Annotated in this window: 19 protein-coding genes; 7 read left to right on the top strand and 12 right to left on the bottom strand. The window is 66.2% G+C overall.

Annotated features, from left to right (window positions below; translation table 11 throughout):
- Nucleotides 1-4 precede the first annotated feature (4 nt).
- Both JOF56_RS13140 and JOF56_RS13135 read left to right on the top strand, forming a co-directional pair.
- The gene (locus tag JOF56_RS13140) at nucleotides 5-922 is read left to right on the top strand and encodes a glycosyltransferase family 2 protein (protein ID WP_209637607.1); all 918 of its coding nucleotides are present in this window, start codon (nucleotides 5-7) and stop codon (nucleotides 920-922) included.
- Nucleotides 919-1,926: a GNAT family N-acetyltransferase gene (locus tag JOF56_RS13135; RefSeq protein ID WP_209637605.1), complete on the top strand. Its 1,008-nt coding sequence runs from the start codon at nucleotides 919-921 to the stop codon at nucleotides 1,924-1,926. The genes JOF56_RS13140 and JOF56_RS13135 overlap by 4 nt, the downstream gene beginning before the upstream one ends.
- Here JOF56_RS13135 and JOF56_RS13130 read toward each other — a convergent pair.
- The 5 genes from JOF56_RS13130 to JOF56_RS13110 all read right to left on the bottom strand — a co-directional run bounded on the left by JOF56_RS13130 (nucleotide 1,923) and on the right by JOF56_RS13110 (nucleotide 7,877).
- The gene (locus tag JOF56_RS13130) at nucleotides 1,923-3,236 is read right to left on the bottom strand and encodes a UDP-glucose dehydrogenase family protein (protein WP_209637604.1); all 1,314 of its coding nucleotides are present in this window, start codon (nucleotides 3,234-3,236) and stop codon (nucleotides 1,923-1,925) included. The genes JOF56_RS13135 and JOF56_RS13130 overlap by 4 nt on opposite strands.
- Nucleotides 3,237-3,247: 11 nt before the next feature.
- A complete protein-coding gene (locus tag JOF56_RS13125; RefSeq protein WP_209637602.1) occupies nucleotides 3,248-4,582 on the bottom strand; it encodes a glycosyltransferase family 4 protein in 1,335 nt (444 codons plus the stop codon).
- A gap of 255 nt (nucleotides 4,583-4,837) precedes the next feature.
- Nucleotides 4,838-5,674 carry a glycosyltransferase gene (locus JOF56_RS13120; protein ID WP_209637600.1) on the bottom strand — a complete coding sequence of 279 codons (837 nt, stop codon included), beginning with the start codon at nucleotides 5,672-5,674 and terminating at the stop codon, nucleotides 4,838-4,840.
- 8 nt (nucleotides 5,675-5,682) lie between these two features.
- Nucleotides 5,683-6,666 carry a TolB-like translocation protein gene (locus tag JOF56_RS13115; RefSeq protein ID WP_209637598.1) on the bottom strand — a complete coding sequence of 328 codons (984 nt, stop codon included), beginning with the start codon at nucleotides 6,664-6,666 and terminating at the stop codon, nucleotides 5,683-5,685.
- On the bottom strand, nucleotides 6,663-7,877 hold the full coding sequence (locus JOF56_RS13110) for an MFS transporter (RefSeq protein ID WP_209637596.1): 1,215 nt from the start codon (nucleotides 7,875-7,877) through the stop codon (nucleotides 6,663-6,665). Before JOF56_RS13110 ends, JOF56_RS13115 begins: the two co-directional genes overlap by 4 nt.
- Before the next feature lie 148 nt (nucleotides 7,878-8,025).
- On the opposite strand from JOF56_RS13110, the gene JOF56_RS13105 reads away from it, so the two are divergent.
- The 5 genes from JOF56_RS13105 to JOF56_RS13085 all read left to right on the top strand — a co-directional run bounded on the left by JOF56_RS13105 (nucleotide 8,026) and on the right by JOF56_RS13085 (nucleotide 13,499).
- A complete protein-coding gene (locus JOF56_RS13105) occupies nucleotides 8,026-8,814 on the top strand; it encodes a YveK family protein (protein WP_209637595.1) in 789 nt (262 codons plus the stop codon).
- A complete protein-coding gene (locus tag JOF56_RS13100) occupies nucleotides 8,815-10,131 on the top strand; it encodes an O-antigen ligase family protein (RefSeq protein WP_307855078.1) in 1,317 nt (438 codons plus the stop codon). It abuts the gene before it with no gap.
- Entirely contained in the window at nucleotides 10,128-11,342 is a 1,215-nt protein-coding gene (locus JOF56_RS13095) for a glycosyltransferase family 39 protein (protein ID WP_209637593.1), read from the top strand. The genes JOF56_RS13100 and JOF56_RS13095 overlap by 4 nt, the downstream gene beginning before the upstream one ends.
- Nucleotides 11,339-12,751, top strand: coding sequence for a lipopolysaccharide biosynthesis protein (locus JOF56_RS13090; RefSeq protein ID WP_209637591.1), 1,413 nt, complete (start codon nucleotides 11,339-11,341; stop codon nucleotides 12,749-12,751). The genes JOF56_RS13095 and JOF56_RS13090 overlap by 4 nt, the downstream gene beginning before the upstream one ends.
- Nucleotides 12,752-12,881: 130 nt before the next feature.
- Nucleotides 12,882-13,499 (top strand): class I SAM-dependent methyltransferase, encoded by a 618-nt coding sequence (locus JOF56_RS13085; RefSeq protein WP_209637589.1) that lies wholly within the window; start codon nucleotides 12,882-12,884, stop codon nucleotides 13,497-13,499.
- Here the strand turns inward: JOF56_RS13085 and JOF56_RS13080 are convergent.
- The 7 genes from JOF56_RS13080 to JOF56_RS13050 all read right to left on the bottom strand — a co-directional run bounded on the left by JOF56_RS13080 (nucleotide 13,480) and on the right by JOF56_RS13050 (nucleotide 23,722).
- The gene (locus JOF56_RS13080) at nucleotides 13,480-14,307 is read right to left on the bottom strand and encodes a class I SAM-dependent methyltransferase (RefSeq protein WP_209637587.1); all 828 of its coding nucleotides are present in this window, start codon (nucleotides 14,305-14,307) and stop codon (nucleotides 13,480-13,482) included. The genes JOF56_RS13085 and JOF56_RS13080 overlap by 20 nt on opposite strands.
- 7 nt (nucleotides 14,308-14,314) lie before the next feature.
- Entirely contained in the window at nucleotides 14,315-15,550 is a 1,236-nt protein-coding gene (locus JOF56_RS13075; protein ID WP_209637585.1) for a glycosyltransferase family 4 protein, read from the bottom strand.
- Nucleotides 15,547-15,807, bottom strand: a complete 261-nt coding sequence (locus JOF56_RS13070; RefSeq protein WP_209637583.1) for an LbetaH domain-containing protein — start codon at nucleotides 15,805-15,807, stop codon at nucleotides 15,547-15,549. Before JOF56_RS13070 ends, JOF56_RS13075 begins: the two co-directional genes overlap by 4 nt.
- Before the next feature lie 38 nt (nucleotides 15,808-15,845).
- On the bottom strand, nucleotides 15,846-16,988 hold the full coding sequence (locus tag JOF56_RS13065) for a glycosyltransferase (protein ID WP_209637581.1): 1,143 nt from the start codon (nucleotides 16,986-16,988) through the stop codon (nucleotides 15,846-15,848).
- The gene (locus JOF56_RS13060) at nucleotides 16,985-21,082 is read right to left on the bottom strand and encodes a DUF4082 domain-containing protein (protein ID WP_245378249.1); all 4,098 of its coding nucleotides are present in this window, start codon (nucleotides 21,080-21,082) and stop codon (nucleotides 16,985-16,987) included. Before JOF56_RS13060 ends, JOF56_RS13065 begins: the two co-directional genes overlap by 4 nt.
- A gap of 263 nt (nucleotides 21,083-21,345) precedes the next feature.
- Entirely contained in the window at nucleotides 21,346-22,209 is an 864-nt protein-coding gene (locus tag JOF56_RS13055) for a COG1361 family protein (protein WP_209637579.1), read from the bottom strand.
- 13 nt (nucleotides 22,210-22,222) lie between these two features.
- The gene (locus JOF56_RS13050) at nucleotides 22,223-23,722 is read right to left on the bottom strand and encodes a sugar transferase (RefSeq protein WP_209637577.1); all 1,500 of its coding nucleotides are present in this window, start codon (nucleotides 23,720-23,722) and stop codon (nucleotides 22,223-22,225) included.
- Between the last annotated feature and the right edge of the window lie 331 nt (nucleotides 23,723-24,053).

Below are 24,053 nucleotides of genomic sequence, written 5' to 3'. Positions count from 1 at the left end.
TGACGTGACAAGCGATCCGCTCCGAGTCGCCGTCGTGATCGTGACGTACAACAGTGCGGACACTCTCGGCTCGTGCCTCGCTTCCCTGCCCGATGGCCTTGAAGGCGTGCACGTCACCGAGATCGTGGTGGCGGACAACGCTTCGAAAGACGACACGTGTGATATCGCCAAGAACTCGGGCGATCTCCCGGTGCGGGTGGTGGAAATCGGCCGTAATGCGGGATATGCCGCCGGGATCAACGCCGGTGTGGCCTCGCTGGGCCCGCACGACGCCGTTTTGGTGATCAACCCCGATGTCCGGGTCCGGCCAGGTGCGGTCGCCTTGCTGGCCAAGGCATTTGACCGGCCCAGAGTGGGCATAGCCGCCCCAAGACTGGAAAATCCGGACGGAAGCCTTCAGCCGTCTTTGCGGCGCCCACCGACCGTGCTACGGGCCTGGGCGGAGGCAGTCATCGGCGGCAACCGGGCGGGGCGTTGGGGCACGCTGGGCGAGCTCATCACGGATCCGGCGCGGTATTCGGTTCCCGGACCGGCGACCTGGGCGACCGGCGGGATTCAGCTCATCTCCGCCGAGGCATTCCGGGCAACCGGCCCGTGGGACGAGACGTTCCTGCTGTACGGCGAGGAAACCGACTTCGCATTGCGGGCCGGTCGGCTGGGGTATCTGACCTGGTACTCACCGGAGTCGGTATTCGAGCACGACGGCGGTGAGTCGGGAACCAACCCGATGCTGTGGGCTCTGCTGACCGTGAACCGGGTGCGGATTGTCCGCAGGCATTACGGTTTTCTCGCCTGGCTGGGCTATTCCGCCGCGGTTGTCCTGGGCGAGGCGATCCGGGCGGCTGCGGGCCGGCCGACCGCGAAGGCGGCCCTGACGGCTTTGTTGCGGCCTTCGAAGCGATTGCGGGTGCTGCCCCAATGAGTGGTTTCCGGCTGGTTTCCTTCGATTCGCTGACTGAGGCGGACCTGGCGCACTGGCAAGAGATCCGGACCGGTGAATCCAGATGGGACAGTCCGTATTTCTCGGCTTCCTATGTTGCCGCTGTGCATGCCGGGCGGCCGGTTTCGGTTCTGCTGGGCGACGGTTTCGTCTGGCCCTTGCACATAAGCGGATCGAGTGCGCGACCGGCTGGTTCGCCGGGCGCGGACTTCCAGGGACCAGTGCTGGCACCTGGCGTCCGGTTCTCCCCCAGGGCTTTGCTCAGGGCGGCCGGGGTCAAGTCGTTGACATTCGACCACTTGGTGGACGAGTACGTCGATCTCGAGCCCTGGATCGAGGAACGCAGGCCGTCTCCTTTCATGGACGTCACCGACGGCCTGGAGGGTTATCTCGGGCGGGCCGCGAAGAGTGGCCGGGACAAGATGAGCGAGGCCCGTCGGCTGACCAACAAGGCCGGCCGCGATTTGGGCACCGTCGAATTCGTCGCCGCGTCAACGGAACATCTGGATCAGGTCATTGCCCTGAAACGCGAGCAGTACGCCTCGACAGGTGCCCGGGACCATTTCGCCGACCCGGTGCAACGGGAGCTGCTGCACCGCCTGCTGGACTCCGGGCTAGGCCTGCTGTCGACCGTGCACGCCGGGCCGCATCTGCTCGCCGCGCATTTCGGGATTCGCTCGGGCGACGTACTGCACTGGTGGTTCCCGGCGTTCGACCGGAAGTTCGGGCCACTGTCGCCGGGCTGGATCCTGCTGCGTGAGGTCGTGATGGCCGCCCCCGAACTGGGGATCACGAGGATCGACCTCGGCCGTGGCGAGGACGACTACAAGCGGCGCGCGATGACGGGATCGTCCACTGTGTGCATTGGCGCGATCACCTCCGGTGCGCGGACCACATTGCGCCGGGTAAGCCGAAAGGCGATCAGCGCGGCCAAAGCCTCACCGATCGCCCCTCAGCTCAAGGCGATAGTCCGGAAATTCCGCTAGCGGCCCAGGCCGGTCCAGGTGAAACCGGCGCGCCGCAACACGTCCTTGTCCAGCAGGTTGCGGGTGTCCACCACGACCTGGTTGCCAACCACGTCGGCCAGTTTCGGCCAGTCGAGGGTCCGGAACTCGGGCCACTCGGTCAGGATCACCAGACCGTCGGCCTCTTTGCCGACCAGGTAAGGATCATCGACTACAGTCACCGAGCCGATCTCCGGGCGGAGGGTGTCCGACCGGACCGCCGGATCGTAAGCCACCAACTCGGCACCGGCCTGGCGAAGCATGGCCGCCACTGCCAATGCGGGTGAGTCACGCAGGTCGTCGGTGTTGGCCTTGAAGGTCAGGCCGAACAGGCCGAGGCGCGTGTGCGACAGCGAGCCGTTACGCTTGCCGGTCACTGCGAGCCGGATCTTGTCGACGATGCGCTGGCGCTGGCGTTCGTTCGTGTCGATCGTGGCGCGCAGCAGCCGGAACTCGAAGTCGGCCGAGTCGGCGACCTGCAACATGGCCGAGGTGTCCTTCGGCAGGCACGAACCGCCCCAGCCAGGGCCGGGCGACAGGAACGCCTGGCCGATCCGGCGGTCGTAGCCCATACCCTCGGTGACGTCCGCGATGTTCGCACCGAGGCGTTCACACAGCTCGGCCATCGCGTTCACATAGGACAGTTTCATCGCCAGGAAGCAGTTGGCCGCGTATTTCACCAGCTCGGCGCTGGCCGCGTCGGTCAGCACTGTCGGCGCACCAAGCCGCGCGTACAACGCCGACACGCGTTCGGCCGCGTCTTGTTGGTCGCAGCCGACGACAATCCGGTCTGGGTTGAGGAAGTCCTCGACAGCCGACCCTTCACGCAGGAACTCGGGGTTGCTGACCACCGAGACGTCCGCACGCTTGAGCAGCTCTTTCGTGCGCTCCGCGGTCCCGACGGGCACAGTGGACTTGTTGACCACGACCGTGCCGGAGGGCAGCAGGTCGCGGACGTCGTCGATGACCGACTCGACCGTGCTCAGATCGGCCACGCCACCCACGCCCATCGGCGTCGGCACGCACAGGTACACGATCTCCGCACCGTCCTCGTGCGCGGCCAGCGCCTCCTTGGCGCCGACCACAAAGGACAAGCGGCCGGCGGCGAGACCTTCGGCCACCAACTCGGCCAGGCCCGGTTCGAGGATGTCGACCTCGGCCCGGCGCAGCCGGTCGATCTTGGCCGGATCGACATCGCCGCACACCACCCGGTGCCCGAGCGAAGCAAGACAGGCACCGGTGGTCAGGCCCACATACCCGGTCCCGATCACCGCGATCCGTCTGGCGAACATGCGCAGCCCTTTCAGTCAGCGGTGGGAGTCACCCGGCGCCGAGAGCTACGCAGGCCCGGCGTGCGGTGGTCACGGATGACAGCCGGCCGCGACGGCGGCGCGGCCGGCTCGAGCTCGAATCCGAACAGTTCGTCGTAGACGCCGACGTACGCCTGTGCCTGCGGCCGCCAGTCGAGCACCTGCTCGGCCCTGGCCCGGCCGTCCGAACCGAGCCGGTCCCGGCGGGCCGGGTCGTCCAGCAGGCCGAGAAGTTCCTTGGCGAAACCGTCGACGTCACCGGGTTCCAGATACACAGCGCAGTCGCCTGCTGACACAACTGTCTCAGTGAGACGGTAGGCCACCACGGGCAGCGCGTACGCCATGTATTCCATGGTCTTGTTCATTGTGGACACGTCGTTCAGCGGGCTGAGCGGGTCGGCCGACAGGCCGAGCGACGCGGTGGAGAGATAGTCGGCGATCTGCGGCGGGCCGACGCGGCCGGTGAAGGTCACATAGTCGTCCAGGCCCAGCTCGGCGCACTGTTTCTTCAGATCCTCAAGGCAGTCACCGAATCCCAGCAGGGCAAATTGGACATCCTCCCGGCCGTGGTCGCGCACGACCCGGCGGGCGATTTCGAGCACGCCGTCGACGCCGTCCTGCGGCCCCATGATTCCCAGCCACGCCACCAGATGTTCCCTGCCGTTACGCAGTTCCGGTTTGGGCGTGCCGGGTTTCATCACCGACGTGTCCGGGCCCGAGCGCACCACCGTGGTGTGCTCGACCGGCACGTCCCCGCGTTCCCAGGCGATGCGCTGGTAGGACTGGTTGGTCGAGATCACCCGGTCCGCGGTGTGAAAGGTCTTGCGTTCCAGCCAGTACAGGCCGGCAAGCTGTACACGTGCAGCAAGACCCTTCGGTTCACCGAAGCGCGACCGGAAGACCTCGGGGTTGAGATCGTGGTGGTCGAAGATGAACCGGACGCCCCGCGCCCGCCATAACCGGGCGAGCGCCCAGTATGTGTCCGGCGGGTTACAGGCCTGTATGGCGGCGAAAGGCGCCCTGCGCCAGACTTTCAAGGTCAGGCGGGCGGTCCGCAGCCAGCAGTAGACGAACTCGAGCAGGTATCCCAGCACGCCGTTGGCCTGCGGCGGCGGAGCGTACTTGTACAGGTGCACACCGGATAACACCTGGTATCCGGGATCGCCTGGCCCTTTTGGACAGATCACGGAAACCTCGTACCCGGCCGCGGTCAGCGCCTGGCACTCCAGCCAAACCCTGCGGTCCAAGGGAACCGGCAGGTTCTGGACGATGATCAGCACATGCCTGCGAGTCACCTGGGAGCCCTCTTCCTGAGTTCTGGCCGACATTGCACATGTCGTCGAGGCCCGCGCCGGAGTTACTGTTTTCCAGAAACAACAGCAAATGCGTACGATCGGGCAAGTGGCCAGGTCACAACGGCCGTCATCAAGCCCGTTAATAACCACTCAGCGGGACTGCGCAGAACGGACTAGCGGGTTCGAGTGAACGCCGGAACGAGCCGGTCCCGAACATACGCAGACATACTCAGAGTGGGCTATAAGGGAATCGAATGGTTATCAGATGACTCGTCCGGCGGCTTGACCTCAGCGTGACCCGGTGTCGGACGCCCATTTCTTGTCCTTGCCACGCAACCGCCGCCAGCGCGCGACCACCTTGTCGGCGAGCAGGACTACCAAGAACCACAAGGCATCCAGCACCCGGACCTGGCCGCGGCGAACCAGCGTTACCAGTGACCTGAGCCCCACCGGTGCCTCTTCGGCCTTACGCCCCAAGAGATCCAGCTCACGATTGCCGAGCCGGACCCGGGCCCGCCTGCGGATCACCGCACGCACCGTACGCGCCGGTCGCACCACAGAGCGTGCGCCTGCCACGGATTGCCGCTCGCTCACCGAGAACGCGCGATGTACGAATCCGTCGTCAGAAATAACCACAGGCAAAGGGAAAACCCGGGTGTGCCCTTCCTTGCTGAGCAGGTAGGCACCGGCGCCGGACAAGCCTCGACGCCCGGAGAGCAGCTGGTCGTGCACACGGTTGAACCTTGCGGCGACACGGGAAACACCGGTCATGTCGTACTCGGGTACCGGCGAACAGGCGAGCGCGCCGCGATCGATTGCCTTGAGCATCAGACGTAACGACGGCATGTCGAGGTCGACGTCGGCGTCGAGGTACAGCCGTGGAAACGTGCGGCACTCCGCATCACCGAGCACGAGCGCGTGCGCCTTGCCGGGGATCGGCGTCTCGATGACGCGCGCTCGCTCCGACCGGGCAATCTGCGCGGTCCGGTCGGTGCACGCGTTGGCGACCACGACGATGTCCAACTCGCCCGGTTTCGCCCCGGCCGTCAGCGACCGCAGGCACCGCGCGATCACCGCCTGCTCCTCGTGCGCCGCGATCACTACGCTGACAATGGGTTCGCCCACATGCTCCACTATTTCACCGATACCGGTGACGCGGCGTCGGAGATCTCCGGCTTGGCCGGGGCGGAACCGTCGGCCGGCACGAAGAAGATCGTGGTGGCCTTCTGCTCGTTCTTGGCCGTGCCGAAGGCGAGCGTCGAGTTGTCGACCCAGGCCGCCTGGTCGTCGATCCCGGTGGTGCCCGGCAGCCGCTTTTCCTGGTTCGTCTGCAGGTCAAGCACTACGAGATCCCATGGGTCGAGCGGCGTGGGACGCTTCTTGTAGGCAACTCTCTTACCGTCCGGGGACAACGACGGGCACTCCGCGTTCGGCCGCACACTCTTGAGCGTCTTCGCCTTCAGATCGCCTTTGACCAGCCATGTTGCGTCTGCTGAGGCGAACGTGGCATAGAAGGTGTTGTCGTCGTCGGCGACTGTGAGACCCCAGTAGTTGATGTCGGCGGATTTGGTGACGCGGTTCTGGATCGTCGCCTCGAAGTGCTCGATCGACTCGGTCACCTCGCCGGTGCGCAGGTCGAAGAAGCCGGTGCGGGTGGAGAAGCCGCCAGGCACCGTGTACGAGTCGCCCGTCACGAAGGAAGTCCAGGTCACGACGTTGCCGGAGGCCGAGACCCGGGCCCGGCTGGGAATGCCCGGCAGCGCGACGGTTTTGACGACATTGTTATCTCCGGTCATCACGGCGGCCTCGTAGCTCGGGCCCGGCCCGGAAAGCCGCAGGCAGACCGAGGTGTTCGCGGCCCGGTAGAACCGTTGGCAGCGCAACGCGCTCACAGTGCGCGCACCGGCTGGATCAGCGGTTTTGACCGTCGTCACGCGGTCCTGCCCGCCGTTGAGATCGACGAACATCAGGTCACCGGCCGTCGGCGGCGGCGCATTGGTCGTCACGGCGGGCTGGCTGGCGGCGGTCCACGCGACGTAACCACCGCCGCCGAGCGCCACAAGCACGATCGTCACCACGCCGACCAGCACGCGATGCGCGGAGACCCACGTCTTCATGAAGACCTCACCAGGAACGCGACGGCGACCAGCGCCACGACAAGCACAACCACCAACGCACTGACCGCGACCGCCATCGTCATGCCCGCGAGCATGACGCCGAACACGATCGAAGACGTCATACGGGCCAGTGCCTGTCCAGTTTGGATCGTTGCCAGGCCGGTCGCCCGCAACTCGGCGGGCACGAACCCACCTGCGTACGCCATCAGGATTCCGTCGGTACACGCGTAGAACAGGCCGTGAGCGGTCAGAGCGACTGCCACCGCAACGAATCCGCCATGCGGAACCAGCAATGTGACGTAGGTGACAAGCAGCAGGACGTGTCCGATGAAGAACATCCGCCACCGGCCGACCCGGTCGGCGAGCCGGCCCACAGGAGCCGCCGCGAGCAGGAACATCGCCGCGGTCCCCAACGGCAGCAGCGGAAGCACTCCGACCGGAATGTCCGAAACCTTCTGCAGAACGACGAACACGAACGCGTCGCTGATGGTCACCAGCCCGAGCAGCGTCGCCGCGATCGCCGCGCGCCGGAACTTGCGGTCACGCAACAAGCCCAGACCCGCCCGCAACGAGACCTTCGACGGCTTGGCCTTAGCGCGGTGTTCCCGCACGAATGTCAGCAACACGACAACACCGATGGCGGCGAAGCAGAAACTCACCACGAACACCGGCCCGGCGGCGGAACCCAACTGTGCCAGGATCAGGAATGTCAGCAACGGCCCGCAAAGCGCGCCGACCGTGTCCATCGCCCGGTGTACGCCAAATGCGGCACCCAACTGGTCTGGTGACGTCGCCAGGGAGATCAACGCGTCCCGCGGCGCGGTCCGGATGCCCTTGCCGGCCCGGTCGACCGCGAGCACACCGCCGATCGCGACGCTCGATGCACCGGCCATCGGGAAGACGAGCTTGGTCACAGCCGAGAGGCCGTAACCGAAGAGGGCAACAAGTTTCGGGCGGCTTGTCCGGTCGGAGACGAATCCACCGATCAGCCGCAATACGGCAGTGGCACCGGTGTACAGACCGTCGAGCAGACCGAACTGTACGTAGCTCAGCTGCAGTGTGTAGATGAGGTAAACCGGGAGGAACGCGGTGACCATCTCCGCGGAGATGTCAGTGAGCAGACTCACTGTGCCGAGCGCGAAGACGGTGCTGGGTAACCGTCCTGACACTCGGGGTGTCCTACCTGGACTGCGCGTCGAGGCGACGTACACGCGGCGCCACCTCCATCAGTCTCGCCGATCGCAGACCACATCGCGTGACCATCGCCAGTTGTTAGCTGGTCTCTTCCCGTGAGGGTGACTGCGTCCAGTAACGCGAACGCTGGTTGAGCAGATTGCTGGAGAAGAGTGCAGGGCACGTATGCCGATCGGGGACGCGATGGACTTCTGGAAGACGATCCGGGTTCTGCTGCGCCGTTGGCGCGTGGCGGTGCCTGTCTTCGCGGTGTCCCTTGGACTCGCGGCAGGCGTGTACGTATCGGTCGACACCCAGTACGAGTCCAAGGGCACGGTCGTGCTGACGTCGCCCACAGACGGCGCCAGGGTGGCCGCGGGCGCCACCGGACCCGCCGACCGGGTGAATCCCTTACTGGCGTTCGACGCGAGCCTGAACACCTCGGCCACGATCATCATCCAGAAGCTGCAGGACCCCACCGTGCAGGAGCAGTTGCTCGGTGGCAGCAAGGACATGGGCTACGAGATCGGCAACGGCCAGCTGACCGGCCCGTTCATCGTGGTGGTCGCGCTGGCGAAAACGCCGGAGGACGCGAAGGGCGTCGTCACCAAGGTGCTCGATCGCGCCAAGACCGAACTCAAGCAGAGCCAGGAGGCGCTGAAGGCACCGGCGTCGACGTTCATCGCACCGGTCGACATCATCGCGCCGACCAACGCGGAGCCCAAGACCGGTGGCAAAGTCCGGTTCGCGGCGGTCGCGCTCGTGCTCGGTTTGATCGCGAGCCTCTCCTCGGCGTACGCGATGGAGAGCTTCACCCAGTCGCGTAAGAAGAAGCGCAGCAAGGCACGGGCGATGCAGGAGTGGCAGCACCAGGGCTCGCTCGACCAGCAGCAGCCGCAACCCAACGGCACGGAGGTATCGGGTACGTCCGGCGAGACGGTGCGTATGCACCCGATCACCAAGAATCCCGGCTAAGTGGCGGCCCAGGCGGAGGTGCAGCGAGCCGACGGCGCCACTCTGGCGTGCGTCTTCGTGCTGATGCTGCTGATGATCCCGGCCCGGCTGGTGATCAGCGGCATCCCGATGTCCATCACTCCGGCCACGCTGACCGGGCTCGCGCTGGGGGTGATCTGGTTCTGCTGCCAGCTGGTCACCACGCTCGGCGTGGCCAAGGGCCGCAATCTCGCGCGTACGGCGTTGTTCCTGTACGCGATCTCACAACTGGCGACGTACGGCTACGCGACTCGTAACTACCTGCCGATGGACGAGCTCGAAGGCGCGGACCGCACGATCGTGGTCGTCTTCGGCACGATCTGTGTCGGCATTGCGGTCTGCGATGGTGTGCAGAACCTCGCCCGCCTGGACATGCTGCTGAAGTTCATGACCGTATGCATCGGCATTGTCGCGTTCATCGGCTTCCTGCAGTTCGCGCTCGCCTTCGACCTGACCAAATACCTTGCGGTACCTGGGCTGCGACCGGTCACCGACGACGGGTTCGTGCTGGAACGGGCCACATTCCGCCGGCCGGCCGGCACCACCGGGCACCCGATCGAGTTCGGTGTGGTGTGCGCGATAGGCGTCCCGCTGGCCGCGCACTACGCATACAAAACCAAGGAATCAGGGCAGAAGGCCGGTCGGTGGTGGCTGCTGCTCGCGATCATCGCGTGCGGCGCGGTGGTCTCGCTGTCCCGGTCGGCGATCCTCGGTATGTGCCTCGGCGGTGTGGTGCTGCTGCTGGGCTGGCCCGGGCGGCGCCGGGTGCAGGCACTGATCGCGGCCGCCGGATTCCTGGTGGTGCTGCGGATGATCGTGCCCGGCCTGATCGGCACCCTCTACAGCCTGTTCGACAACATCGGCAGCGACCCCAGCATCGAGGGCCGGACCGACGACTACGCCTCGGCCGGCGAGCAGATCGCCAAGCACTACCTGCTGGGCCGGGGCAACGGGACCTACCTCTCGGAGAAGTACGGGCCGCTGGACAACCAGTATCTCGGCACGCTGGTGCAGAACGGCTACATAGGACTCGTCGTGCTGGTGTTCCTGTTGCTGGCCGGGATGTACGCGGCCGCCAGAGTGCGGGCGATCAGCCCGGACCCGGTGGTCCGTGACCTGGCCCTGTCGTTGATCGCCGCGCAGTCCATCGTGGCGCTCGGAGCCGCCACCTTCGACCTGCTCTGGTTCTCCACCGCGACCGGGCTGACGTTCGTGCTGATCGGCGCGAGCGGGGCGCTGCTGCGGGCAGTGCAAGCACAAACCCCTGTCCTTCCGCCGATGTGGAGAGCCGTCCGATGACGGATTCAGCCCTGCGCTCATCGAGGGTGTTCGACTGGCTGAGCACCCGCAGCCACCAGATCGCGCTGGCCGCGGTCGGCCTGAGCCTGCTGCTCGCCGGCGGGTACGCGATCCTGCTCGGTGGTGAACTGCGTTACTCCGACGAGCACGTCTACCTCGAACTGACGCAATCGCTTGCCGACGGCCGGGGTTACGCCTTCGGCTCGGACGCGACCGCGTACCGCCCGCCGGGATATCCGTTCCTGTTGCTGCCGCTGCATCTGCTGTCCGGCGGCAGTGTCTTTGTCATGCGGCTGCTGGGAGTGCTGTGCCTGGCCGGCGCGGTGTGGTTCGCGTACCTGCTCGCCAGGCGGATCTCGCCGGTGGCGGGTGCACTCGTCGCTGTCGTGACGGCCGCGTATCCGCTGTTCGTGTACACAGCGACCGCGCTCTACCCGCAGATCCCGGCACTGTTGATGCTGCTGGCGATGTTCGAGTTCGGGCTGCGGGCCAAGGACAGGTGGGTCTGGGCGATCGGCGCCGGGCTCGCGGGCGGCCTGCTCACGCTCACCGTGCCCTCGTTCGCGCCGACCCTGCTCCTGGTCGCGATCTTCATAGGGTGGCGGGCGCGTAAGGCGATCGCGGTAATGCTCGTGGCAGCCGCGATCCTGCCTGGGCTCTGGGTCATCCGGAACGCCGTCGTGATGGGCGCGTTCATCCCGGTGTCGACGAACAACGGCGTGAACATGTTGATGGGCAACAACCCCAGCGCGACCGGCAACAGCGGGACAAGCGTGGACCTGTTCCTCTACGAGCAACGCGCCAAGGAGCAAAAGCTCGACGAGGTGGGTATCGACAACTTCTACCGTACCGAGGCGATGTCCTGGATCGCTTCGAACCCGGCTCAGGCGGCCGGGCTCTACGTGGCCAAGGTCGCGAACACCTTCGCCTACAGCGACACCCTGAAGACCGAGGGTCAGGGCGCGTCCGATCTGCTGGCGGCGCTGTCGTACTACCCGATCCTGGCACTGGCGCTGCTGCGGGTGATGATCTCCAAACGATTCCCGCTACACCGGGTCGACAAGCTGTGTCTGTGGGCGATCGTGCTGAACGTGTTGTTGCTGGCGGTGTTCTTCACCCGAATACGGTTCCGGGTCCCACTGGACGCGCTGACGATCGTGCTCGCCGCGTCCACTGTGGTCGCCTGGTGGGACAGGCGGCGCGCGGCGTGACGACAACTCAGGGCCCGATCCGCAAAGCGCTGCGGATGAGCTTGCTCAACACGGTGGTCGGCAAGCTCGGCACGTTCGTGACCGGCATCGTGCTGGCCCGCCTGCTCATGCCGCACGACTTCGGTGTGTACGCCGTCGCCTTCGTCGCGTTGATCGCTTTGCTGTCGCTCAACGAGCTCGGCGTGAGCCTGGCAATCGTGCGCTGGCCCGGCGATCCCGAGCGCATCCGGCCGACAGTCACCACGATCTCCGTGGTCACGAGCATTTTCGTGTACCTGCTCTGCTGGTTCGGCGCGCCCGCGTTCACCGCCGCCATGGAAGTTCCCGAAGCCACCGGTGTGGTCCGGGTCCTGTGTGTCGGCGCCCTGATCGACGGGCTGTCAGCGCCGGTCGCGCAACTGATGAACCGGGAGTTCCGGCAAGGCCTGCGACTGTTCGTGGACCTGTCGAACCTGATCGTCACGACCGGTCTGACCGTGACGCTCGCGGCGACCGGGCACGGCGCGTGGAGCCTGGCGTGGGGCCAGATCGCCGGCAACGCGGTGTCCTCGATGGTGCTGTTCGCGTTGAGCCGCAAGTGGCCGCGGCTCGGGTTCGACCGCAAGCTCGCGCGTGAGCTGATCATGTTCGGGCTGCCGTTGGCCGGTGCCAGCCTGCTGATGGTCGCGATGTGGAACATCGACAAGGTGATCTCCGGCCGGATTCTCGGCGTGTTCGCGCTCGGGCTCTACCTGCAGGCGTTCAACCTGGCTTCCTGGCCGGTGAACGTGTTCTCACTGATCGTGCGGCGGGTCTCGCTGGCGGCGTTCGCACGCGTGCAGGACGATCCGGCCAAGCGGCAGGAGACGTTCGCCAAAATGGCCATGGTCCTGGCGATTCCGACGTTGCCGGTGTGCACTGTGCTCGGCTTGCTGGCGCTGCCGGTGGTGACCACTTTGTACGGTTCGGCATGGTCCGGGTCCGCGGTCGCCCTGCAGTTCCTGGCTTTGCTTGGGGTGGTGCGGGTCGCGTCCGAGCTGGCGTACGACTTCCTGGTGGCGTTGGGCCGTTCCCGGGCGACGCTGTGGTTGCAGGCCGGCTGGCTGGTGGCCCTGCTGGTGTTCCTCCCGCTCGGCGCCTTGTTCGGCGGGATCGAAGGCGTCGGCATCGCGCACGCCGGAGTCGCGTTGTTCCTGGTGCTCCCGGCGTACGCGATGGCCGTTGCGCGGACAGGGATTTCCATGCGTGCGCTGGCCGCGCCGCTGGCACGCCCTTTGCTCGGAACGCTGTGCATGGTCGCGGTGATCCTGGTCGTCCGGTGGTTCACCGAGCCTTCGTTCCTGCAACTGCTGATGGGCGGGGCCTTGGGTTTGCTGGCTTACCTGCCCGCAGTCTGGCCGTTGCGCAAAACCCTCGGCGCCCTCAAGTAGCTGTTGGGGTGCCCCCAATGCCACATTGGGGACGTCAGATGCCCCCAATGTGGCATTGGGGGCAAAGTAGCTGTTGCTGTTTCGGCAACGGGAATTGCCAGATTATCGAGACCGGTCGCACAGTGGCGGTATGACACACGAACACGAGGACGTGGTATTCGACGAGGCCTGGTGGGACGGGCGCTACAACGAGAGTGAGCGGATCTGGAGCGGCAAGCCGAACGCCCAACTGGTGGCCGAAGTGGCTGGGCTGACACCCGGGTCGGCGCTCGATGTCGGCAGCGGCGAGGGCAGCGACGCGATCTGGCTGGCCGAGCAGGGCTGGCAGGTCACCGGCGTGGATATCTCCAAGGTGGCGCTCGCGCGGGCCGCTGAGCACGCCCGGGAACGTGGCGTCACCGTCGACTGGTTGCACACCGATCTCACCGAGGTCGCGCCGACTACGAAGTTCGACCTGGTCACGGCCCATTTCTTCCACCTGCAGTCGCCGGATGGAAACCAACTGCTGCACCGGCGGCTTGCCTCGGCGGTCGCACCGGGCGGGACCTTGCTGATCGTCGGGCATTCGCCGCAGGACATGCACACTGTTGAGACACGGCCGAAATCACCGTTCATGTACTACACGGCTCAGCAGGTCGAGGCCGTGCTCGAGCCGGGCGACTGGACTGTTGTCGTCTCAGAAGCCCGGCCTCGCACGATCAACGGCATGTCCATGCACGACGAGGTGCTCAGGGCACAACGGCGATGATCGTGGTCGTGTACCAGAGGTGTGAGGCGGCGATGTTGCGCGGCACCCGCAGCGGCGAGTAGGTCGCGTCCGGCCGGACCGGCTCGACGATCCGCAGGCCCGACTTGGCGTACTGCGGGCGCAGCCACACCTCGTCGAAGGCCACATTGGACTCCGGGTGCTCCTCGTCCTTGAGCTTGTGCTCACCCTGGTCGTGCGGCCAGGCCTGACGCAGGCTGCGGCCGGGCAGGATCTTCTCGGACTCGGAGTTGTACATGTTCCACGTCGAGACGAACACGCCACCGGGCTTGAGCACCCGGGCGACCTGGGTCATGTAGTTCGACGCCGCGGCCGGGGTCAGGTGTGTGAACAGCGATCCGGCGTACGCGAGATCGAATGTCGCGTCGTCGTACGGGAAGACGTAGTCGGCCGCGTCGATTCCGGTGTCGTGGCCGATCGAGGTCTGCACGTCGGCGTGCGTGAAGCGGAAGTTCGGGTGGGCCGAGGTGATGTTGCGCCTGCACCAGTCGATCATGTACGGCATCACGTCGAAACCGTCGTACTGGCCGCGCTTGCTGAGCACTGTGGTCAGCGGCTGCGCGAGCCGGCCGACGCCACAACCGATGTCCAGCACGTGGTGGTCGTGCTGCAGGCCGCAGAGCTCACGCAGGAAGTCGACCTGGTCCTGGCCGGTCTTCTTGTAGTCCAGCCAGAGTGGGGAGATGTCGCCGCGGATTCGGCGCGGCGGCATGTGGGTCACCTTCGTGACGGCGTCCTCGCCCCTGTCCCGGACGGTCTTCGCGCGATCCCGCCAGTTCAAAGTGGTCATGTTCCCCTCATGCCTTTCCATGTGACACCACGATCGGCCGGGCGTTGGCGTCATCGGTCGCGACCGTGCCACGCCACCTCTGGTATTTGGTGCGGACCTTGGTGGCCAGTACGCCACCTCCGGACCGGACAAGCTCGGTCGCGACCGACGCGACGGCGGGCCGGTTGCGGAAGGCGAGCAGGTACTCGTCCTCCTGGACCTTCGCGGCCCGGGTCAACGCGAACCGCTCGACGACCAGCCGGCGGGCGAACTCGCCCAGCGAACCCCGCCGGTCCCGGGAGTTCAGCAGCTGCTCCAGATGGCTCCGCAGATCGGAAACACCGTCGCCGCCCAGGCCGTACCAGCCTTGTTGCAGGAAAAGCGGTGCGGTGTCAGGCGTCAGCAGCGAGCTGAAGCCCTGCTCGCCGACCACCACGAGCGGCTTGCCGAAAGCCATGCCGCGCAAGGCCGAACCGCCCTGACCGACGATCACGTCAGCGGCTGCGTACGCCGGACGTGGGTCGGCGACCTCACCTGTCAGCCGTACCACTGTGCGGCCTGCCTGGGCGTTCGCCTTCGCAGCCCGCTCCTCGATCTCTTCCCGCGAGCGGCCGTCACCGACCAGGACGAGCTGAACCTTGTGCCCGGCTGCCGCCAGCTCGCCGACTGCGTCGCACGCCATCAGCAGGCCTTCCAGCTTCAGCTCGGGCACTAGGCGGCAGATCATCGCGACGAGCACCTCGTCGGACGGGATGCCGTGCCGCCGGCGGAACTGCGAGCCGTCCACCGAAGGGTGGTCCGTCTCGGTGTCCACCGGCGGCTCCAACAGCGTCACCCGCTGGTGGCCCGCCCGCAGGGCGGCCTCGCGGATCGCCTCAGTGCCCACGACCAGCGGCACTGTGCGGGGAAAGAACGGGACTACCGACATGGACATCACGGTCCCGACGACCGGTGTGCGCCACCGTAGCCCCGGCCCGAAGAAGGCCTCGATCACCGGTGGCCACTCGTAGCCGTGCACGACGTTGATCTGTCGCTTGTGGACCGTCCGGGCCAGGGTCGCGAGGACCTCCGGCGACGGCCGGCGACGGCTGAGCGGGATCTCCAGGTGTTCCAGGCCCAGGTCGCGGACCCGCTCGACCAGCGGGCCCGGCTCGGAGAGAACGATCACTTCATGCCCGCGGTCGCGTACGGCACCGGCCAGCTGGATCGCGTTGAGCTGCGAGCCGCCGATCTCCATCGCGTGCGGGTAGACCAGAATCCTCATCGCAGGGTCACCCAGCGCTCGGCGGGCAGGAAGACCCGCTCCCGCAGACTGGGATCGCACGCGACAAGGCCGGCTTCCGGCAACTCGTACACCAGGTCGACCGGGCCGAGCACCGGCACACCGTCGACGTCCTGGCCGTGCAGGGCAGGATCGTCGTCCAGCACGCCGACCGGAATCCATACGTAAGGACGCTCGCGAACAGCCGTCAGCGCGGCCTTCGCGCGATCGCCTGCGCCGAGCAGCAGTAGAGGAGCCACGCTCACACCATCGCTGTGGTGGCACGGTTTCTTACCACTCATGCCGACAAACCCGCCAGTCGGGTGAAAGTTTCCGCGCGCGCGGCCCAGGAATGCCTTGCCGCAACGGAACGTCGCTGCGCGACCACGTCCGGTTCCGCCTTGTCGATGGCTGCTTTCACGACGGCGTCAGCAAAAGCCCGGCGGTCGCCGGCCAGCTGGATGCCGCTGCTCTCCTCGGCCAGCCGTCTGCTCGCGGGCAGATCCGTGCTGACGACCGGAAGCCCGGCGGCAAGGTACTCCAATGTCTTGAGCGGAAAGGAGGCCCGGTTGAACACTGTGTCCGCGTACGGCGTCAGGCCGACGTCGATCCGCGCGAACCATTGCGGCAGTTCCTCGAACGGGACGGCGCCGACATAGTGCACATTCGGCCTTTTGAGCAACGCGTCCGCCCGGCCCGGCTGCCAGCCCGGTTCCCGCGGGCCGACCAGCAGCAGCCCGATCCCGCTGTCGGCCACCGACTCCAGCAGCTCGATGTCGATCCGGTCGCTGAGCTGGCCGATCAGCCCGGCAACCCGGTTGGGGAACCCGCCGGGCACCGGTCCTGGATCGGCGACCGCCTGGTAGGCCTCGGGATCACAGCCGTTGGGGAACACGACCGGTTGCGCACCAAGCTCCTGCCAGCGATCGGCCAGTTCCGGCCCCACCGCGAGGACAAGGTCGGCGCGTGCGATCGCCTTTCGTTCCTCACGCAGGACGAAATTCGCGTCCTGGTTCATCAGCGACGCACCGGCGACCCAGTCGTCAGTGCCGTACAACACGTCCACGACCTGCTCGCCCCAACGCCCGAGCAGGTCGTGCTGTGTGCACGCGATGAAGACGGCCGGCCGGCGCCGGGCTTTCCGTAGCGCCCAGGCGATCTGTGCCCGGACGATCGGCCAGGTGAACTCGCGGACACCCGGCCGCGTCCAGCCGGGTGGGCCGACCGGGGTGAGCCGGGCGATCCTCGGTGCAGCCGACCGCAACAGCGGTCGCCACATCCGTCCCGACTTGCCCCGGAACCGCGCCGGTGTCACTGGTGACACCGGCGGGTCCACCCACAGGATGTCTGTGTGCCGGGCCAGGGACTCGGCGAGTTGCCTCTCCGAGCCCTTGACCCCGTCCCACGTCACTCCGGACGCGACCACCACCAGCGGCCTCATGGCTGAAAGACCACGTCCACCCAGTAGTTGCCGCCCTGGAACGTCGACTCCGGGAAGCCCGGACCGACCTTGTAGACACCGTTGGCCGAGCCCGGCCCGGTCAGCGGTGCGCTGAGCGGGGTGCTGGTCACCGCGGTCCGGTTGAAGTAACCACCGTCTGCGGCGTACCTGCCGTTGGGCGCGGTATAGGAGGCCACGTAGGTCTGTCCGGCCTCGACAGCGACCGGCGTGCTGAAGGTCAGCGTCTGCCAGCCTGTCGCCGTCTCTCCTGTGAACGTCCCTGTCGCCAGCTGCACACCTGTGTTCGTCCACAGTGTCCCGGTGTGCGTGCCCGAGTTGCCCGTCCCCTTGTAGAACTTCACTCCGGTGACGAAGCCGTTGGCCGAGGTGCTGAACCGGACGCCGAGCTCGTAGTTGCCCGGGTCGTTCTCGGCCTGGACTGTCGGCACTGTCGCGTCGCTGAACAGGCTGCACGGACAGGTTTGCGTTGTCGTGGTGGTGAACGACCAGGTGGTCGCCGTCGGCGTGATGTTGCCGTTCACGTCAGCGATCTTGATGCTGCCCGTGTACGTCGCGCCCGCGGTGAACCGCGCCGCCGGGGTCCACGAGACCGTCTTCTGGTCCGCGGACAACGACAGCGTGCCGTTCAGCTTCGTGCCACCCGAGTCCTTGAGGGTGAACTGCGCTGTCGGCAGGTCGACAGGTTCGTTGTACGTCACGCTGATCGGAGCCGTGAGTGAGGCACCCGTGCCGGCGTTCGGCGGATTCGTGCTGACGACCGTCGGCGGCGTGCTGTCGCCGTTGGCGCCTGCCTGCCAGAGCACGTCGACCCAGTAGTTGGTGTTGCCGTACGAGCTGGTCGGGAATCCACCGCCGGAACCGTAGCGGTACACGCCGTTGCTGCCGTCGACACCGCTGGCCAGCGCGTGCATCGAGCCGTAGTCCGCACCCACACCGTTGAAGTAGCCACCGGTGACCGAGTAACGACCGTTCGGCGCGTAGTACGACACGACGTAGGTCGTTCCGGATTGGACAGTCACTGGCGTGTTGAACATCAGTGTCTGCCAGCCGCCACCGGTCTCATTGTTGAACGTGCCGGTCGCCAGTCTGGTCCCGGTCGAGCTCCACAGCGAGCCGGTGTGCGTGCCGGTGTTGCCAGGGCCCTTGTAGAACCGGATGCCGTGCACGGTGCCGCGGCTGTCGAAGCGGACCTTGGTACCGAGTTCCACCGCGGACGGGTCGTTCGCGGCTGCCTCGACCGGCGTTGCGAAGTCGTCCCAGACGGTGCACGGACACGTGGCCGGTCTCGGGTTACCCGTGGTGAACGACCATGTGTAAGGCGGACTTGGGATCGAGTTGCCGGCGTTGTCGGATGCCCTGACCGAGGCCGTGAACGTCGTGCCCGCGGTCCACTGCTGGCTCGGCGTGAAGGTCGCGGTCTTGCCGTCGGCGGACAGGGCGTACGTGCCAGGCACGTTGCCACTCGGGCCGCTCACACTGAACTGCAGCGAGGCAGGCGCGATCTGCTCGTCGAAGGTGATCTTCGGCGTCGCGGTCAGGCCGACACTGCCGCCGTTGCTGACCGGGTTGGTCGACGCCACCAGCGGCGCACGGAGGTCAGGTCCGGGGTCGTAGCCGTAGACGACGTCGACCCAGTAGTTCGCGTTGCCGAAGCTGCGGTCCGGGAAGCCGGACGTACCGACCTTGTACACACCGTTCGGGTTGTTGGCCGTGCTCTGCGACGCGGTCAACGGTTCCAGGCCGGTCGGCGAGTTCGCGAAGTAGTTCGCGTCGGCCGAGTAGTGCCCGGTATTGGTGTGGTACGAGGCGATGTACGTGGTGCCGGAATTGACCGGGACCGACATCGGGAACGTCAGCGTCTGCCAGCCCAGTGCGGTCTCGTTCTGGAATGTGCCCGTGGCCAGCAGGTTGCCGTTGGTGTCCCACAGCGAGCCGGTGTGCGAACCGGTGTTGCCGACGCCCTTGTAGAACTTGACGCCACGGATGTAGCCGTTGGACGCGGCCTGGAACTTCACACCGAGCTCGAGCGCTGTCGCGTCGCCGGAGTCAGGCACGCCCGGAACCATGCTGTCGTTCCAGATACTGCATGGGCACGACCGGGGGTTCACTGTGACAGTGCGGGTGACCTCGCCGGACAGGTTCGCCGAGTCGTCCACCGCGCGGAGCTTGAGCGTGCGCTGGCCGGAGGCCGAGGGTGTGAACGTGTAGTTCCAGCTGCTCGAACCGGCCTGCCAGTTGGCCGCGTGCCAGGTGGTCCCGTCGACCGAGACCTCGACACCGCTGACCCTGCCGCCGGAGTCGGACACCGTGCCGGAGAACGTGTACGCCGTACCGACGACGGGCGACGGCGTCGTGCCGATCGTGATCGAAGGCGCGGTCGTGTCCGTGCTCGGCGTCGCGGCGATCAGGCCTTGCGGTGTGCGTGGCTGGACGTTGTCCATGTCCGCCAACAAGTTCGCGGTCGCCTGTTTGATCCGTTGGTCCGATGTGGGCACTTCCGACCGGATGTGCTTGTCGTCCAGGCCCCACGACCACTGGATCGTGCCCGCGCCGAAGACGAGCGCGCCGCTGGGCTGGTATCTGTACAGCGTCAAAGCGTGTGTCTTGGTCCCCGGGCCGTACACGTCACCTTCGTTCTGCAGGACGTATGTGTCGCCCGGGGCGTTCATTTCCACCGTGGTCCGGGAAAGCTGCGCCACACCCGGCGGCTGGAAGCCGTTCTCCTCCACGGAGTCCCATTCATAACCCAGGGTCCCGGTCTGGAAGACATATCCGGGGCCGCTTCCCGGAGGCGCGACGGTATTGCGCCACAGCCGCATCTGGGTGTACGCGGCGGGCACGTTCAACTGGTCCTCGCGCATGCCGTTGACCGTGAAGATCTGGCCCAGCAACGCATTTTCCGGTCTGCCGCCGTCCTTGGGCGGACTCTGGCGGGCGTCCCGCCAGGTGCCGGTCCACTCGGTCGTGCTCGGGTCGACCTGGTTGGGCTTGGTCTCCTTGTAGCACACCACAGTTCGCCAGTTGGTCGTCGGACCGGCGACGCTCGGCTCCCAGCGGGTCTTCCAGAAGACCTCGTTGCCGGTCATGAACGCCATGTTCACGCCGGCCGCACGGGCCGCCTCGACGTTGTTGCGCTGCTCGTTGGACCAGTACTCGTCGTGCCCGACCGGCATGAAGACCTTGTGGTTCTGGATCAGGTTGCCACGCCGCGCACTGTCCACATTGGTGGTGTAGCTGGTGTCGTAACCGTTGGCCTCAAGCCATCTCAGCATCGGGTACTCGGCGTTGAAAAGGAAGTTCTCCTTCTCGCTGCCGATGATCGGCCGGTTGTAGCTGACCTTGTAGGCCGAACCGCCGTTGCCCGGGCCCTGCCCGGTGTAGAGGCTGTTGCCCTTGGGGTAGCCCGTGCGGTTGCCGTAGGTGTTGTAGGCCTGCCAGGTGGAGTCCGAGGTCTGGAAGAAGATGTCGGAGTGGCTGGTGTCGTCGCGCACGACGAACACGATGTCGCTCTCACCGATCGAATCGTCCGGGTACACCCGGCGCAGAACGGCGTAATAGACACCGGACACCGAGTCGGCCGGCAATGTGTATGTCGACGTCGTGGCCCAGTTGCCACAGTCGACAATTCCGACATCATTGGCGGGGTTGGCCGGTTGATCTTCATAACACGCCGGCTGCGTCGGCGGGGATACGCGGGTAATGTCCTTGGCGATCCGCCGTGCGCCTTTACCACCGTAAAAACCGAGCCGGTAAATATCGATCCAATATTGGCTGGCGTCCGTCTTGACCTTGAAATTGACGGTCTCACCGGGTGCGTAACTGATGTTGTCGGTGAACCCCACCACCGAGTCGTCGATCGAGCTGACCATCCACTCGTCGGCCTGGTCGGCGGGGACCGGTTTGGTGTTCTCGCAGGCCACCTTGTTGACAGGGGCGTCACAGGGGGCCGGCGTGGCCGCCACCGAACTGGGCACCATGCCCAGCACGGTGATATTGGCGACCGCCAGTGCGACCGCCGTGAGCTGGGCGATTCTTCGCCTCGACCGTATGAACCCAAAACGCAGACCGCGCATCACTCCGCCTTCCAGCCCCGCAACCGCTTTTTAGCCCCTGTCGTCGCTGAAAATGTCGGCGTTCGCTCAGTTGATGTTACGACTTTCGGGGGAGGCTACCCAAAAAGGTGATCACTATCCGGTAACGCCTTTCAGGTTACCAACTGGATTCGTGTGAATACAACTGGACCGAAAAGTGGCCTGAATATGGCGAACCGGCCAGGAGGTTCCTGACCGGTTCACCGGATGCCCCCGCTCCACGGGGCACCTTCGCTGCGGTGCGCTCAGCCGCAGCTCACAAGCAGAAGAGAGACCACCCGGCAGCTGGTGGCCGCGGAGTTGTTGGCACTGTTGGGATCGTTCGGGCTCGAAGCGGTCCTGGTCGCGCTGAACTGGAACGGCAGTCCGATGTAGAGCAGTCCGATCGGGACCGAGTACGTCCCGGTGGTGCTGGCACCGGGCGCGAGCTCGCCGAACGTGCACACCGGCTGCGCACCGCCGGTGCACTTGCTGCCCGCGTTCGCCTGCAGGCCCTGGGTCATCGCGCCCTTGACCTCGGCGGAACGCAACTTGCCCGGGCCGTTGTTGGTGACCTTCACAGTCATGTCGATTCGTGGCACCAGCAAGCCGAGCTTCGGCGTCGCGGTCAGCCCGACGGCCACGTCCGCCTCGGCGACCACTGTCAGCGTGCCGATGTTCTCCGGGACGACACCGTAGTTGCTGCCCCACATCTGGCCCTGGATGGTGTGCACCGCGCTTACAGCGTCCGGCTTGACGCGCAACGTGAACGAGACGGTGTGCGTTTCGTGGCCACCAATGGCAACCGGCAGGATCGCCTTGTACCCGACCGGCCCGTTCGGACCGTCCACTGTGGCACAGGTAACACCGGCCTGACCCGAGCAGCTGATCATGTCGGCGAACGAGGCCAGGCCTTCGGGCGTGCTGAGCGCGATGACGGTCGGGCCGATGACACTGAAGAAGGCGTGGTTCTGCACCGTCTCGGTGATCGTGAACGTGTCACCCGGCTGAACCTCGGCCGGTGCCACCGTTCCGGTTACTTCGATGTTCTCGTCGGCCAGCGCCGGTGTGGCGACGGCGAACATGGTCGTCGTCACCGCGGCGGCGACCAAGAGGGGCCTGATCCTCATGTGTTGGCTCCCATCAGTAGGCCCCCTGCCCGGTTACCACTGCGCGCACCGTCTTCCACATGATCACTGCGTCGAGGGTGAGCGACCAGTCCTCCACATACCGCAGGTCCAGCCGGACCGATTCCTCCCATGGCAGATCGCTGCGGCCACTGACCTGCCACAGCCCGGTCATCCCCGGCTTGACCAGCAGCCTGCGCCGGACGTCCGGGCCGTATTTCTTGGTCTCCTCTGGCAACGGCGGCCGCGGGCCGACCAGGGACATCGAACCGCCGAGCACGTTGAACAGCTGCGGCAGTTCGTCGAGCGAGTAACGGCGCAGGACCGCCCCGACCTTGGTCACCCGGGGGTCCTTGCGCATCTTGAACAACGGCCCGAAGCCCTCGTTGCTCAGCCCGGCGCGCAGCTTGTGCGCGTCCTTCACCATGGTCCGGAACTTGATCATCGTGAAGGCCCGGCCGTCCTTGCCGACCCGGCGCTGCCGGTAGAACACCGCACCCCGGCTGTCGATCATGATCAGCAGACTGATCAGCAGCACCAGCGGTGAGAAAACAGTGAGCAACAGGGCCGAACCGACCCGGTCGACGATCTCCTTGACCACACGCCGCGCCCCGCTGAACGCCGGCGCGCTCACGCGCAGCAGCGGCATGCCGAGCACCGCGCTGACGTGCAACCGCGGGCCGGCGACCTCCATCAGCACGGGCGCGACGACCATCTCGGCCTCACTGCCCTCGAGATTCCACGCCAGCTCCTGCAGGCGGCGCGGGCTCCAATATGGATCGGACGCCACCGCGACCACGCGGTAACCACCGCGGCGCACGTGCTCGGCCAGATCCTTCAGCCTGCCGACGACCGGCACGCCTTCCAGTTCGTCCTCTGTGTCCCCACGACCGTCGAAAGTGCACACTGCCTCGACGCGCCAGCCCAGGTGCGGAGCCAGTTTCGTGCGCACGATCAGATCGCGGGCGGTGTCGACACTGCCGGCGACCAGAACCGGCAGCAGGCACTTGCCCTCCCGCCGGGACTTGTGCAGCAACCGGCGCAAAAGGTAGCGCTGCGGGAACGAAAGTAAGGCGATCGCCGGAATCGCGACGAACACCCATAACCGGATGTTCGTCGACTCAACGGCCAAGCCGCCCAACGCGAGCACCACAGCAGCGGAGAACAGGCCCCGGCCGAGCCGGCCGAACTCGTCCGCACCGTGACCCAATACGTTCGGGCTCCACGCCCGGTTCATCAAAAGGGAGCAGAGCACGAGGGCGACCGTGGTGACGCCGAGGGCGATCCATAAGTGCTGCCAGCTGTCCGCGCCCCGTGCGCCGAACAACAAGCCGACGACCGACACCGCGACAACGGTGGCGACCACATCGCTGATCACCACGGACCGACGGTATCTCGGCTCCCAGGCAGCGATCGGAGCCTGGCCAGGCTCACCGATGGACAGCACCGGCCTCGCCTTCACAGGCGAGAGGCGGCGGTGCACGCCATGGCGAGTCGGACTGGCTTGCTCACCCATCGTGGAATCCCCCCGCTGATTCGGGTCCGGCACAGGCATTTCAGGCAGACGGCGCTGATCGTCCGCAGGTGGTGCTCCAAAGTCATTGGTATGTAACGAGTCGCTGTGGACGCTCCGGTGCGCCGCACAAACCATGAGTCGCTCGCGTACTTCCCCTCGTTACGCGCTGAGTTACCAGGTTTTTCGGCTCCTTCGCGGCCGCGCCGGTAGGTAACTCACCGACTGCCGGATGATCAGGCCCGCGTATTCACCCATAACGGGTGAATACGGCGACAAATGGCCCTGTAATCACCTTCGCGGAGTAGGCCGAACGGCGGCATATGTCACCTGC

The sequence above is a fragment of the Kibdelosporangium banguiense genome (genome assembly GCF_017876405.1).
GTDB classification, from domain to species: domain Bacteria; phylum Actinomycetota; class Actinomycetes; order Mycobacteriales; family Pseudonocardiaceae; genus Kibdelosporangium; species Kibdelosporangium banguiense.
This window is presented reverse-complemented; position numbering and strand designations above follow the sequence as displayed.

Coding starts and splice junctions, on each gene's coding strand:
- JOF56_RS13135 (WP_209637605.1), top strand. CDS start 919: ATGAGTGGTTTCCGGCTGGTTTCCTTCGATTCGCTGACTGAGGCGGAC.
- JOF56_RS13130 (WP_209637604.1), bottom strand. CDS start 3,236: ATGTTCGCCAGACGGATCGCGGTGATCGGGACCGGGTATGTGGGCCTG.
- JOF56_RS13125 (WP_209637602.1), bottom strand. CDS start 4,582: ATGTCGGCCAGAACTCAGGAAGAGGGCTCCCAGGTGACTCGCAGGCAT.
- JOF56_RS13115 (WP_209637598.1), bottom strand. CDS start 6,666: ATGAAGACGTGGGTCTCCGCGCATCGCGTGCTGGTCGGCGTGGTGACG.
- JOF56_RS13105 (WP_209637595.1), top strand. CDS start 8,026: ATGCCGATCGGGGACGCGATGGACTTCTGGAAGACGATCCGGGTTCTG.
- JOF56_RS13095 (WP_209637593.1), top strand. CDS start 10,128: ATGACGGATTCAGCCCTGCGCTCATCGAGGGTGTTCGACTGGCTGAGC.
- JOF56_RS13085 (WP_209637589.1), top strand. CDS start 12,882: ATGACACACGAACACGAGGACGTGGTATTCGACGAGGCCTGGTGGGAC.
- JOF56_RS13080 (WP_209637587.1), bottom strand. CDS start 14,307: ATGACCACTTTGAACTGGCGGGATCGCGCGAAGACCGTCCGGGACAGG.
- JOF56_RS13075 (WP_209637585.1), bottom strand. CDS start 15,550: ATGAGGATTCTGGTCTACCCGCACGCGATGGAGATCGGCGGCTCGCAG.
- JOF56_RS13065 (WP_209637581.1), bottom strand. CDS start 16,988: ATGAGGCCGCTGGTGGTGGTCGCGTCCGGAGTGACGTGGGACGGGGTC.
- JOF56_RS13060 (WP_245378249.1), bottom strand. CDS start 21,082: ATGCGCGGTCTGCGTTTTGGGTTCATACGGTCGAGGCGAAGAATCGCC.
- JOF56_RS13055 (WP_209637579.1), bottom strand. CDS start 22,209: ATGAGGATCAGGCCCCTCTTGGTCGCCGCCGCGGTGACGACGACCATG.
- JOF56_RS13050 (WP_209637577.1), bottom strand. CDS start 23,722: ATGGGTGAGCAAGCCAGTCCGACTCGCCATGGCGTGCACCGCCGCCTC.